Below are 11,750 nucleotides of genomic sequence, written 5' to 3'. Positions count from 1 at the left end.
TCATCCCTGACTGTTGTTCTCGTGGCGGTGCTCGGGGCGCGGCTCGCCGTGGGGGCCGGGGCAGGGCTCGTACCCCGGCTCGTGGCGCAGGGAGCGCTCGATGGCCTCGCGCAGGACCTGGCGGTCGTCGAAGGCCCGTACCACCCCGGCGATGTCCTGGCCCTGCTCATGGCCCTTGCCGGCGACCAGGACGGTGTCGTCTGGGCGGGCGCGGGAGACGGCGGCGGCGATCGCGGAGGCGCGGTCGGCGTCGACGAGCACATCGCCGCGTTCGTGGACGGGCACCTCGGCGGCGCCCGCGAGCATCGCGGCGAGGATCGCGAGCGGATCCTCGGAGCGGGGGTTGTCGGAGGTCAGTACGGCGGTGTCGGCGAGCCGGGCGGCGGCGGCGCCCATGGGCCCGCGTTTGGTCTCGTCACGGTCCCCGCCGCAGCCGAGGACGATGTGCACCTTGCCCTTGGTGACCTTGCGCAGGGAGCGCAGGACCGATTCGACGGCGTCCGTCTTGTGCGCGTAGTCGACGACGGCGAGATACGGCTGGCCCGCGTCCACCCGCTCCAGCCGGCCCGGCACCCCGGGGACGGCGGCGATGCCGTCGGCGGCGGTGTGCGGGTCGATCCCGGCGACGGCCAGGGTGACGACCGCGGCGAGGGTGTTGGCGACATTGAACGGCCCGGGCAGCGGCGCCTCGGCCCTGACGCGCTCGCCGTGGGGGCCGACCGCGGTGAAGGTGGAGCCGTGCGAGCCGACCTCGACGTCCTCGGCGCGCCAGTCGGCGTCGGGGTGGCCCTCGGCGGAGAAGGTGGTGACGGGCACGCCCGCCTCGGCCGCGAGCCTGCGGCCGTACGGATCGTCGAAGTTGACGACACCGACCCGGCTGCGCTCGGGGGTGAACAGGCGCGCCTTCGCCTGGAAGTAGTCCTCCATGCCGGAGTGGAACTCCATGTGCTCCGGGCTGAGGTTGTTGAAGACGGCGACGTCGAAGACACAGCCGTCGACTCGGCCGAGCACCAGGGCGTGGCTGGAGACCTCCATGGCGACCGAGTCGACCCCGCGTTCGCGCATGACCGCGAAGAGGGCCTGGAGATCGGTGGCTTCGGGGGTCGTACGCTCCGACTTGACGCGCTCGTCGCCGATCCTGGTCTCCACCGTGCCGATCAGGCCCGTACGGTGGCCCGCGCCGCGCAGTCCGCCCTCGACGAGATACGCGGTGGTGGTCTTGCCGGAGGTGCCGGTGATCCCGATCTGGAGCAGGTCGGGGCCGGGGTGGCCGTAGATCTCGGCGGCCAGCTCCCCCATGCTGCCGCGGGGGTCGGGGACGACCAGGACGGGCAGTCCGGTCGCTCCGGCCCGCTCGGCGCCCGCCGGGTCGGTGAGGATCACGGAGGCGCCGAGGTCGGCGGCCTGGGCGGCGAAGTCGGCGCCGTGGAAGCGGGCGCCGGGCAGGGCCGCGTACACATCTCCGGGGCGTACCGCCCGTGAGTCATGGGTGATGCCGGTCGCTTCCCCGGAGCCCCCCGGTGCCTCGGTGCCCAGCCGGGCTGCCAGCTCCGCGAGGGAGGTCGGGCGGACCCGTTCCGGACGGGGCGTCCCCGGCCGCCCGGCCTGGGCGTCCTCGGGGGTGGTTCGGTACTGATCAGCTTGTGGCACGGCTGGGAGCGTACCGGGCTCCGCGGGCCGCGGGCCAAGTGAGGACGGCTCCTGCGCGGCGCGTTCCGGGTGGTTCCCCGAATCGGGGGTGATCGTTGTCACTGGCGCTTTCCCTGGGGTCACTCGCCGGGTTTGAAGGTCACCGGCAGCCTGGCGGGTTTACTGCCGGTCGGTTCGACCTGCAGGGTCTTGAGAGCGAACTCCATGACCTTTTTGTAGATGGGGCCGCAGATCTGGCCGCCGAAGTAGCTGCCCTTCGTCGGGTTCTGGATGGCGCAGTAGACCGTGATCCGCGGTTCGTCGGCGGGCGCGAAGCCCGCGAAGGAGGCGGTGTAGCCCTTGTAGCGGCCCAGCTCCGGGTCGACCCGGTTGGCCGTACCTGTCTTGCCCGCGACCCGGTAACCGGGGATACGGGCCTTCGTACCCGTACCCTCCTCGTCCCCCACCACCGACTCCAGCATGGTGGCGACGGTCTTCGCGGTCTTCTCGCTGACCACCCGGGTCTTCTTGGGCGCGGGGGCCGGGCTGAAGCGGCCGTCGGGCCCTGTCGTACCGCGTACGAGGGTGGGCTCGATCCGTACGCCGCCGTTGGCGATGGTCGAGTAGACCGAGGCGGCCTGCATGGCGTTGAGGGAGAGTCCCTGGCCGAAGGGGATCGTGTACTGCTGCGAGGTGGACCAGTCCTCGGGCTTGGCGAGGATGCCCCGGGTCTCGCCGGGGTAGTCCAGGCCGGTGGGGCGGCCGATGCCGAACTTGGTCAGATACGAGTAGAGGACCTTGTTGGCCTCGGCCTGGGTCTTGCCGAGCTGGCCGGTGGCCAGGATGGAGCCGATGTTCGACGACTTGGCGAGGACGCCGTTGAGCGTCAGATACCAGGTCGGGTGGTCGATGTCGTCCTTGAAGAGCCGGTCGCCGCGGTGCAGCCGGTTGGGGACGACGACATGGGTGCCGGGGGTGGCGACCTTCTCCTCCAGTACGGCGGCCATGGACATGACCTTGCTGGTGGAGCCGGGCTCGTACACGTCCTGGAGGGCGGCGTTGCCCATGGCGGCGGCATCGGCCTCGGAGAGGTCGTTGGGGTCAAAGCCGGGGGCGTTGGCCATGGCGAGCACCTCGCCGGTCCTGGTGTCCTGGACCATCACATAGCCGCGGTCCGCCTTGGAGGCGCGCACCTGCTCGGTGATGGCCTGCTGGGCGGCCCACTGGATGTCCCGGTCGATGGTCAGCTCGATGTCGGAGCCGGGCACCGCGGGCTTCTCCCGGGAGCTGGCCGTGGGGACGCGGCGACCGCCGGACTGGGCGTAGGTGACCTCGCCGTCCTCGCCCGCCAGCTCCTTGTCGAGCATGGACTCGACGCCGCCGGCGCCATGGCCGGCGGCGTTGACGTATCCCAGTATCCCGGCGGCGAGATCGCCGTTCGGATACACGCGCTTGCTGCTGGCCTCCTGGAAGACCCCGGCCAGGACGCTGACGCCGGGGCCGCCGCCCGGGGTCTTCTCCTTGCTCGCCTTTTCCGCGAGGACGCTCTTGAGGTCCCTGATCTGGTTCCAGACCTGGGGGGTCTGGCGGTGGGCGAGGACCGTGTAGCGGGACTTGGGGGTCCTGAGCTTCTTGACGAGCGTGCCGGTCTCGGCCCCGAGGATGGGGGCGAGCAGCGCGGCCGCCTTCTCGGGGGCGTCCTGGATCTTGCTGAAGTCGGGGGTGAACATCAGCGGGTCGGCGGTGATGTCGTACGCGTCCACGCTGGTGGCGAGGGCGATCCCGGAGCGGTCGGTGATCTCGCCGCGCTCGGCGTCGATGCGGTGGCTGAGGTAGCGGCTCTTCTCGGCCTTGGCCGCGTACGCGCTGGCGTCGACGGCCTGCACCTGGAGCAGCCGGACGACGAACACCAGCATGATCAGGGTCAGGGCCAGGCTGACCAGGCGCAGCCGGGGGCGGGGGCTGCCGAGCCGGATCCGCTGCGCCGCTGCGGCCCCGGAGCGCGGGCGGCGGGCGGCGGGTCGCGAGGCCGGGTGCGACGTCGGGCGTGATGCCGGGCGCGAGGAGGCCCGCTGGGGGCCGCCGCTTCCGGAGCGCGCGGGCTTCGGCACCCGGCGGCGCGGTGGCGGTGGGTCCTTGGGGGGCACTGCGTCACCTGCCGGAGATCGTCGGAGCCGGTGTTCCGGGGAGCTGTACGGGGACCTCGCGCAGGGCCGCGGAGGCGTACGGGGACGGCACCGCCATGGACCCGCCGGACGGGGCCGGTGCCGAGGGCGCGGGAAGAGCGGGGGCGGCCGGGGAGGGGACCGGGCCCACGGCCGGGGCCGGCGAGGAGGGGACGGGCGCCGGCTCCGGAACCTCCGGCGGTGTCTCCTCCATCGTGTCCATCGCGGACGGCGGTACGGAGGGCCGGCCGGACGGCTCCGCGGACTCCGGCGTGCCGGCCGCGGCGGGCACGCCCCGTACCGTCCCGTCGGGGTTGAGGAAGGCGGGGCTGCCGCCGGGCACCATGCCCAGCTCGCGGGCCCGCCGCTCCAGGGCGTTCGGCGCCAGATAGGCGTCCACGTCCCGTTGCAGCGCCTGCTGTTCGTCGGTGAGATCGGTGGTGCGCTTCTTGAGTTCGCTGAGCCGGAACGAGCCTTCGTTGAGCGAGGAGTTCAGCAGCAGCAGCGTGATCAGTCCGCCGCCGAGGAGCAGGACGACCAGCAGGACGAAGGGGGTGCGGGCCGCCGAGCTGGACCCGGCCGGCATGAGTTCGGCGAGCCGTGCCGCCCGTCCCCGGAGGTGCTTGGCCGGTCCGCTCACCGGGCGTCCTCCCGGATCCGCCGCGCTCCCCGCAGCCGGGCCGGAGCCGCGCGCCGGTTCTCCGCGACCTCTTCCTCCGTGGGCAGTTCGGCGCCGCGGGTGAGCAGTTCGAGCCGGGGCTGGTACTGCTCCGGTACGACGGGCAGGCCGGGCGGCGCGGTGCCCGCGGCGCCGGCCGCGAAGACCTGTTTGACGAGACGGTCCTCCAGCGAGTGGTACGAGAGGACCGCGATGCGGCCGCCGACGGCGAGGCTCGCCACGGCCGCCGGGATCGCCCGCTCCAGTACGGCCAGTTCGCCGTTGACCTCGATGCGCAGGGCCTGGAAGGTGCGTTTCGCGGGGTTGCCGCCGGTGCGCTTGGCGGCCTGCGGCAGGGCGTCCCGGATCAGCTCGACGAGCCGGGCGCTGCGGGTGAAGGGCTCCTTCTCGCGCTCCCTGACGATCGCGGAGACGATCCTCCTGGCCTGCTTCTCCTCGCCGTACGCGCGCAGGATCCGTACCAGTTCGCCGGGCGGATAGGTGTTGAGGACCTCGGCGGCGCTGACTCCGGCCGTCTGGTCCATGCGCATGTCGAGCGGGGAGTCCTGGGCGTACGCGAAGCCGCGCTCCGCCTCGTCGAGCTGCATCGAGGAGACGCCGAGGTCGAAGAGGACGCCCTGGACGCGGGGGGTTCCCAGCCGGTCGAGGACCTCGGGCAGCTCGTCGTAGACGGCGTGCACGAGGGTGGCGCGGTCGGCGTACGGGGCGAGCCGCTCGGCGGAGAGCCGCAGCGCCTCCTGGTCGCGGTCGAGGGCGATCAGCCGGGCGGCGGGGAAGGCCGTGAGCAGGGCCTCGCTGTGGCCGCCGAGGCCGAGGGTGCAGTCCACGACGACCGCGCCGGGCTCGGCGAGGGCGGGGGCCAGCAGGTCGAGGCACCGCTGGAGCATCACGGGGACGTGCCGGACCTGGTTCATGCCCGCCCCTCCCTGGGGCCGCCGCCGGTACGTTCCGCGGGCGGCCTTCCGCCCCGCGTGTGCGGGGACCCGCCCCGCGTGTGCGGGGACCACAGTGCCTGAGCTGTGCGCTCCGCGGGCGCGCGGCCTTCCGTGACTCGCTGGCTGCGCTCGCTCATGCGCCCTCTCAGGTCCGGCGCGGCCATACGTACCGCCGGGTCCCCGCCCGCTCAGAAGGGGAGGTCCGCCGGCGCCGGGAAGGGCGTCGGCCGACCGTCGAGCGGGAGGAGGCCGAGCCGCACGTACGCCGCACTCGCGGGGAATTCGGAATGTGTCCGGGGCGTGCCCGGGATCTTCGCGCCACTTTAGTCCACCGCCAGGTGCGGTTCCCGGTCAATCAACCGGCCAGCGCGTCGTCAGGATCACTTGCCACAAGACCATAAACGGAACAATTCACCCGTTCAGTCCCGTCACACGCACTCTTGTGGGGTAGCTCACACCAAGCCAAGTTGACGTTCTTTGTCCATTCTCACACCGGGCCCAACCGCCTCCGGACCATTACCGTCATAGGTATGTCGACTTCCGCACACCTGCCCGCAGAGCACTTCGTGGCTCCCGCCGGTGCGGCACGCACCGGCGGGACGGTCACGGACCGCCTCGTAGACGCGAACCAGCTTTACGCCGCCGGGTTCACGGACCCCGGGATGGACGCGCGGCCCGTCCTGCGCGTGGCCGTGGTCGCGTGCATGGACGCCAGGCTCGACCTGCACGACGCCCTGGGCCTCTCCCTGGGCGACTGTCACACCATCCGCAACGCCGGCGGCGTGGTCACCGACGACGTCGTACGCTCCCTCACCATCAGCCAGCGCGCACTCGGCACCCGCAGCGTGGTGCTGATCCACCACACCGGCTGCGGCCTGGAGAGCCTCACCGAGGACTTCCGGCACGAGCTGGAAATGGAGGTCGGACAGCGTCCTTCCTGGGCCGTGGAGTCGTTCCGCGATGTCGACCAGGACGTACGGCAGTCGATGCGGCGCATCAGGACGTCGCCCTTCCTGCTGTACACGGACGACATCCGCGGGTTTGTCTTCGACGTGAAGACGGGCCTGTTGAGAGAGATCGACCCGGCCGCCTGACAGTCACCGGGACGAGTTGGACGGCAAAGCCGACAAAACCCTCCCACTTATCCACAGGCGAGTGACACGAAGCGGTAACGGCAACAAGAATGCGTCTGTGACAGCGTTCCGGAACTTTCCGGGGACGGTGTCCGTGTTTCGGGGTGGGCCGGGCCGTCCGATGAGCATCGGCCCGTTGAAAGGGCCGAGGAGGGCCGGGTGACGACCTATGACGATCGAGCGAGCCTCACTGATCTGACCACCACAGCGGAGCGTGTCCGCACATCGGTGGAGGGTGTGATCGAGGGCAAGCCTGAGGTCGTACGGCTTTCGCTGACCGTGCTCCTCGCCGAGGGGCATCTTCTGATCGAAGATGTCCCCGGCGTGGGCAAGACGATGCTGGCCAAAGCGCTGGCGCGGTCCATCGACTGTTCGGTGCGGCGTATTCAGTTCACTCCCGACCTGCTGCCGTCGGACATCACCGGGGTGTCCATCTACGACCAGCAGCGGCGGGACTTCGAGTTCAAACCGGGCGCGATCTTCGCCCAGATTGTGATCGGCGACGAGATCAACCGCGCTTCGCCCAAGACCCAGTCGGCGCTGCTGGAGTCCATGGAGGAGCGCCAGGTCACCATCGACGGGCAGACTTATGAACTGCCCAGCCCCTTCATGGTGGTGGCCACCCAGAACCCGGTGGAGATGGAGGGCACGTATCCGCTCCCCGAGGCGCAGCGCGACCGTTTCATGGCCCGGGTGTCGATCGGTTATCCCAGCCCCGAGGCCGAGTTGCAGATGCTGGACGTGCACGGCGGGATCTCCCCGCTGGACGACCTCCAGCCGGTGGCGCACGCGCATGACATCGTGAAGCTGATAGACGCGGTGCGTACGGTCCATGTCGCCGATTCCGTACGGCGGTACGCGGTGGAGCTGGTGGGCGCGACGCGCAACCACGCGGAGATCAGACTGGGCGCCTCACCGCGCGCCACGCTCCATCTGCTGCGCGCGGCGAAGGCCGCGGCCGCGCTGAGCGGCCGGGACTACGCGCTGCCGGACGATGTCCAGGCGCTGGCGGTCGCGGTGCTGGCGCACCGGCTGCTGCCCACGGCCCAGGCGCAGTTGAACCGCCGTACGGCCGAGCAGGTCGTGCTGGAGATCCTGCAGCGCACCCCGGTGCCCACCGGGGACGGCGGGCACGGCCAGGGCCGTCAGGCACCGGCCGGACCGGGCGTGCCCGGTATGCCCGGTGGTCCTGGCGGGGCCGGCGGCGGGGTGAGCGGGCCCGGCGGGGTCGGCGGGCCGCTCTACGGCCGGCAGGCCGGCGTACGGCGGCTGTGATGGCATCCGGGGGGCCGGCCGCGGCGGACAGCGAGGACAGGGGCGGGCTGCGGCCCGCGCTGGCCGGACTGACCACGCGCGGCCGGTCGTTCCTGGCCGCCGGTATCGCCGCGGCGGTCTGCGCCTTCGTCCTGGGCCAGTCGGATCTGCTGCGGGTGGGGTTTCTGCTCGCCGCGCTGCCGCTGATCTGTGTGGCCGTCCTCTACCACACCCGGTACCGGGTGGCGGGCAGCCGCCGGCTGTCGCCCTCCCGGGTCCCCGCGGGCTCCGAGGCGCGGGTGCAGCTCCGGATGGACAATGTCACGCGGATGCCGACTGGGCTGCTGATGCTCCAGGACCATGTGCCGTATGTACTGGGCCCGCGGCCCCGGTTCGTGCTGGACCGGGTGGAGCCGGGCGGCCGGCGTGAGGTGTCCTACCGGGTGCGTTCCGATCTGCGCGGCCGGTATCCGCTGGGGCCGCTCCAGCTCCGGCTGAGCGACCCCTTCGGCATGTGCGAACTGACGCGCTCGTTCAGCGCGTTCGACACCCTGACGGTCGTTCCGCGCACCGAACCGCTGCCGCCGGTAAGGCTCATGGGCGAGTCCACCGGGCACGGCGACGGACGGCAGCGCTCGCAGGCGCTGGCCGGCGACGACGATGTGATCCCCCGCGGCTACCGGCACGGTGACGATCTGCGCCGGGTGCACTGGCGATCCACCGCGCGGTACGGCGAGTTGATGGTGCGCCGCGAGGAGCAGCCGCAGCGGGCGCGGTGCACCGTACTGCTGGACACCAGACGGAGCGCCTACCAAGGGTCGGGGCCCGACTCCGCCTTCGAGTGGGCGGTGTCCGGCGCGGCCTCGGCTCTGGTGCATCTGCTGGAACACGGCTTCGCGGTACGGCTGTTGACGGACACCGGCGACTCGGTGCCGGGCGACGGCGCGGACGGCTATGCCGGGGCGACCCAGGGCGCGGCCGACTCGGCCGGGCTGCTGATGGACACCCTCGCGGTCGTCGACCACTCCGAGGGGACGGGCCTCTCGGGTGCGTACGAGATCCTGCGCGGCGGCGAGGGGCTGCTGGTGGCGTTCTTCGGCGATCTGGACGAGGAACAGACCGCGGTGGCGGCCCGGATGCGGCAGCGCAGCGGCATAGCCGTCGCCTTTGTGCTCGACAGTACGGGCTGGACGCCCGGCCCGGGGGCCGACAGCCAGGTCGAGGAGCGGCTGCGGCAGCTTCGCGAGGCGGGCTGGACGGCGCTGGCCGTGCCCTCGGGCGCGGCGCTGCCCGAGCTGTGGCGGCAGGCCGCGCGACAGCGCTCGGAATCGGCCGTCCCGGGCGGTACGACAAGCTTCTCCGGAGGATGGGCATGAGCGGTCGTGGAAGGCTGGCGCTGTGCGCCTTCGCCGCCACGCTGATGGCGGCGGGCGCGCTGGTGCCGCTGGTCCGGCCGGCCACCTGGCTGCTGCACGCCGCGATCATGGTGGGGCTGGTGAGCGGGGTGGGCGCCCTGGCCAGGCGGGTGCCGCTGGCGCGGGCGCTGACCGTGGCGCTCCAGGCCGCCGCCGCGCTGCTGATGCTCACCGTGGTCTTCGCCTCGGACCGGGCGCTGCTCGGCTTCCTGCCCTCACCGGGGGTCTTCCAGGAGTTCGGGCGGCTTCTGACGGCGGGCGGCGAGGACGTCGGGCGGTACGCGATACCGGCGCCGGCGACCGACGGCATCAGGCTGATGCTGGTCGGCGGTGTCGTGGTGATCGGGCTCGCGGTGGACGCCCTCGCGGTGACCTTCCGCAGCGCGGCCCCGGCGGGGCTGCCGCTGCTCGCGCTGTACTCGGTCGCGGCGGGGCTCTCCGGCGGCGAAGGCGGCTGGCTGTGGTTCCTGCTCGCGGCCTCCGGCTATCTGCTGCTGCTCCTGGCCGAGGGCCGGGACCGGCTGTCGCAGTGGGGCCGGGTGTTCGGCGGTGCCTCGCGCTCGCAGGGCCGGTTCGCGGCCGGCCTGGAGGCGGCGGGCCGCGCGCCCGCCCCGGTCCGTACCGGCCGCAGGATCGGGGTGGTCGCGCTGGGCATCGCCCTGGCGGTCCCGGCGGCCCTGCCCACCCTGGACGGCGGACTGCTGGCGGGCGCGGGCAGCGGGAACGGCTCAGGGCTGGGGGGCGGGACCATCTCCGCGGTGAACCCGCTGGTCTCGCTCCAGGACAATCTCAACCAGCCCGAGGACCGCGAGGCCCTGACGTATCGGACCAACGCGCCGAACACCCAGAACATGTATCTGCGGATCATGGCGCTGGACCGGTTCGACGGGACGGCCTGGAAGTTCTCGCAGCGCAAGGTCGAGGACGTACCGGACGGGCTGCCCGACCCGCCGGGCCTGAGCAAGGGAGTGAGCACCCGCGAGATCACCACTGTGATCTCGGCCGCCGGCTGGTACCAGCAGAACTATCTGCCGATGCCCTATCCGGCGAGCAGGGTGAAGATCGACGGCAACTGGCGCTTCGAGCCGGAGGGCCGGACGCTGGTGGGCGACCGGGGGCAGTCGACACGCGGCGCCCAGTACGAGGTCAGCAGCCTCCTGGTGAACCCAACAGCGGAGCAGCTCGCCAACGCGCCCAAGGCCCCGACATCCCTGCGCCGCGAGTACACCGAGGTCCCGTCCTTCCTGCCGCCCGTGGTCAAGTCGACCGCCCTGGAGGTCACCGCGGGGGCGGCCAACGATTACGAGAGGGCCGTCAGGCTCCAGGACTGGTTCGCGCTGGACGGCGGCTTCACCTATGACACCCAGGTCGATTCGGGCACCGGCGTCACCGCGATCACGCGCTTCCTGAAGAACAGGGAAGGCTTCTGCGTCCACTTCTCGTTCACGATGGCCGCCATGGCCCGCACCCTGGGCATACCGGCGCGGGTGGCGGTGGGCTTCACCCCGGGCTCTCCGCAGTCGGACGGCAGCATGTCCGTCGGGCTGCGTGACGCGCACGCCTGGCCGGAGCTGTATTTCGAGGGGGTCGGCTGGACCCGCTTCGAGCCGACCCCGAGCCGTGGTACCACCCCCGACTACACCCGCCCGGACGTCCCCGCCAGTACCGAGAGCGACCCGAGCCGCCCCGAGGCCTCCGCCTCGGCCGCGCCGTCGGCGGCACCGTCCGCCGCGGAGAGCTGCCAGGCGCAGGCGACGCCCTCGGCCGAGTGCGCGGCGATCGTGCCGGGCGCGGCGGCGCCGGACGCGGACTCGGGCAGCCCGTGGCGCGGTCTGCTGGTGATCGGCCGGGCCCTGGTGCTGCTGGCGGGGCTGATCGCGCTCATCCTGTTGCCGCTGCTGTTGCGGGCCGACGCGCGGGCGAGACGGCTGGGCTCCCGTGGCCGTGCGGAGGCCGACGCCCGGACGCGGACGCTCGCCGTCTGGCAGGAGATAACCGATACGGCCTGGGACCTCGGCATCCCTCCCGACAACGCGCAGACACCGCGCAGGACGGCGGCCCGGCTGGTGCGGCTGGGCAGGCTGGAGGGCCCCGCGGCGGAGGCGGTGCACCGGGTTGCGGGCTCCGTGGAGCAGGTGCTGTACGCGCGGGAGCCCCGGCCGGGTACGGGGCTGGCCGAGGACGCCCGGCTGATTCGCGCGGGGCTGCGCGCCCCGGTGAGCCGCTGGACCCGGCTGCGGGCACTGCTGGTGCCGCGCTCGTCCGTACGAGTGGTCTGGGCCGCTTCGGCTCGCTGGAGGGCGTTCACGGCCCGCTGGGGCACACGCCGTGGCCGTACGGACACCCCGCGACCGGCCGTCACCCGCTGACGCGCCGCCCGCTCACGCCCGGGAAACGACTGATCCGGGTACGGCGCTCCGGAAACGGGTGGGGGGGGGAAGACCTTCGCTTTCTCCCCCCCCCCCCCCGGTCCCACCCCTTGACCCCCGGGGATCCCCCTCCCCTTTCTTTTCCGCGGCGCTTCCCCCCCCCCCCTCTCC

General features: G+C 72.5%; 8 protein-coding genes. 4 read left to right on the top strand and 4 right to left on the bottom strand.

What is annotated here, in order from left to right:
- From ACFU9P_RS10860 to rsmH, 4 genes are read right to left on the bottom strand one after another with little or no spacing between them, the layout of a single operon-like run.
- A complete protein-coding gene (locus ACFU9P_RS10860; protein ID WP_384078655.1) occupies positions 1-1,752 on the bottom strand; it encodes a UDP-N-acetylmuramoyl-L-alanyl-D-glutamate--2,6-diaminopimelate ligase in 1,752 nt (583 codons plus the stop codon).
- 17 nt (positions 1,753-1,769) lie between these two features.
- Entirely contained in the window at positions 1,770-3,776 is a 2,007-nt protein-coding gene (locus ACFU9P_RS10855) for a peptidoglycan D,D-transpeptidase FtsI family protein (RefSeq protein ID WP_384078653.1), read from the bottom strand.
- Positions 3,777-3,780: 4 nt separating this feature from the next.
- Positions 3,781-4,434 carry a septum formation initiator gene (locus tag ACFU9P_RS10850; RefSeq protein WP_384078651.1) on the bottom strand — a complete coding sequence of 218 codons (654 nt, stop codon included), beginning with the start codon at positions 4,432-4,434 and terminating at the stop codon, positions 3,781-3,783.
- Entirely contained in the window at positions 4,431-5,387 is a 957-nt protein-coding gene (gene rsmH, locus ACFU9P_RS10845) for a 16S rRNA (cytosine(1402)-N(4))-methyltransferase RsmH (RefSeq protein ID WP_376374948.1), read from the bottom strand. The genes ACFU9P_RS10850 and rsmH overlap by 4 nt, the downstream gene beginning before the upstream one ends.
- A 488-nt stretch (positions 5,388-5,875) precedes the next feature.
- On the opposite strand from rsmH, the gene ACFU9P_RS10840 reads away from it, so the two are divergent.
- The 4 genes from ACFU9P_RS10840 to ACFU9P_RS10825 all read left to right on the top strand — a co-directional run bounded on the left by ACFU9P_RS10840 (position 5,876) and on the right by ACFU9P_RS10825 (position 11,579).
- On the top strand, positions 5,876-6,502 hold the full coding sequence (locus ACFU9P_RS10840; protein WP_376374945.1) for a beta-class carbonic anhydrase: 627 nt from the start codon (positions 5,876-5,878) through the stop codon (positions 6,500-6,502).
- Positions 6,503-6,700: 198 nt separating this feature from the next.
- Positions 6,701-7,816, top strand: coding sequence for an AAA family ATPase (locus ACFU9P_RS10835; protein WP_384078648.1), 1,116 nt, complete (start codon positions 6,701-6,703; stop codon positions 7,814-7,816).
- The gene (locus ACFU9P_RS10830) at positions 7,816-9,171 is read left to right on the top strand and encodes a DUF58 domain-containing protein (RefSeq protein WP_384078646.1); all 1,356 of its coding nucleotides are present in this window, start codon (positions 7,816-7,818) and stop codon (positions 9,169-9,171) included. The genes ACFU9P_RS10835 and ACFU9P_RS10830 overlap by 1 nt, the downstream gene beginning before the upstream one ends.
- The gene (locus ACFU9P_RS10825) at positions 9,168-11,579 is read left to right on the top strand and encodes a DUF3488 and DUF4129 domain-containing transglutaminase family protein (protein WP_384078644.1); all 2,412 of its coding nucleotides are present in this window, start codon (positions 9,168-9,170) and stop codon (positions 11,577-11,579) included. Before ACFU9P_RS10830 ends, ACFU9P_RS10825 begins: the two co-directional genes overlap by 4 nt.
- Positions 11,580-11,750: the final 171 nt, after the last annotated feature.

The sequence above is a fragment of the Streptomyces sp. NPDC057617 genome (assembly GCF_042800555.1).
Lineage (GTDB): Bacteria > Actinomycetota > Actinomycetes > Streptomycetales > Streptomycetaceae > Streptomyces.
Note: the sequence above shows the minus strand (reverse complement) of the source record. Positions and strands in the feature narration are given on the sequence as shown.

Excerpts from the sequence above, each read along its gene's own strand:
- rsmH (WP_376374948.1), bottom strand. The coding sequence starts at position 5,387 with ATGAACCAGGTCCGGCACGTCCCCGTGATGCTCCAGCGGTGCCTCGAC.
- ACFU9P_RS10830 (WP_384078646.1), top strand. The coding sequence starts at position 7,816 with ATGGCATCCGGGGGGCCGGCCGCGGCGGACAGCGAGGACAGGGGCGGG.
- ACFU9P_RS10825 (WP_384078644.1), top strand. The coding sequence starts at position 9,168 with ATGAGCGGTCGTGGAAGGCTGGCGCTGTGCGCCTTCGCCGCCACGCTG.